Annotated in this window: 1 rRNA gene; it reads right to left on the bottom strand. The window is 52.3% G+C overall.

Going from position 1 to position 1129, the window contains the following annotated elements:
• Window positions 1-1129, bottom strand: a 23S ribosomal RNA gene (locus NLX67_RS22545); the annotation flags it as partial.

Here is a 1129-nt window from a genome sequence, read left to right as displayed (position 1 = left end):
CGAGTTCCTTAACGAGAGTTCACTCGCTCACCTTAGGATTCTCTCCTCGCCTACCTGTGTCGGTTTGCGGTACGGGCACCTTACATCTCGCTAGAGGCTTTTCTTGGCAGTGTGGAATCGAAGACTTCGGTACTAAATTTCCCTCGTCATCACAGCTCAGCCTTCACGGAAACGGGATTTGCCTCATTTCCAGCCTAACTGCTTAAACACGCGTATCCAGCTGCGTGATCTCCTATCCTCCTGCGTCCCCCCATCACTCAAACGATGCTTGGTGGTACAGGAATATCAACCTGTTCTCCATCGCCTACGCCTTTCGGCCTCGGCTTAGGTCCCGACTAACCCTGAGAGGACGAGCCTTCCTCAGGAAACCTTGGGCATTCGGTGGAAGGGATTCTCACCCTTCTTTCGCTACTCATACCGGCATTCTCACTTCCAGGCGCTCCACCAGTCCTTCCGGTCTGGCTTCACCGCCCCTGGAACGCTCTCCTACCACTGATACCAACGGTATCAATCCACAGCTTCGGTGCTACGTTTAGCCCCGGTACATTTTCGGCGCAGAGTCACTCGACCAGTGAGCTATTACGCACTCTTTAAATGGTGGCTGCTTCTAAGCCAACATCCTGGTTGTCTGGGCAACTCCACATCCTTTTCCACTTAACGTAAACTTTGGGACCTTAGCTGGTGGTCTGGGCTGTTTCCCTCTTGACTACGGATCTTATCACTCGCAGTCTGACTCCCAAATATAAGTTTCTGGCATTCGGAGTTTGTCTGAATTCGGTAACCCGGGATGGGCCCCTAGTCCAAACAGTGCTCTACCTCCAGAACTCTTCATTTGAGGCTAGCCCTAAAGCTATTTCGGAGAGAACCAGCTATCTCCAGGTTCGATTGGAATTTCACCGCTACCCACACCTCATCCCCGCACTTTTCAACGTGCGTGGGTTCGGACCTCCAGTGAGTGTTACCTCACCTTCATCCTGGACATGGGTAGATCACCTGGTTTCGGGTCTACGACCTCATACTCATTCGCCCTGTTCAGACTCGCTTTCGCTGCGGCTCCGCATCTTCTGCTTAACCTTGCATGAAATCGTAACTCGCCGGTTCATTCTACAAAAGGCACGCCATCACCCAT

This window comes from Domibacillus sp. A3M-37 (genome assembly GCF_024213455.1).
GTDB classification, from domain to species: Bacteria; Bacillota; Bacilli; order Bacillales; family Domibacillaceae; genus Domibacillus; species Domibacillus tundrae.
This window is presented reverse-complemented; position numbering and strand designations above follow the sequence as displayed.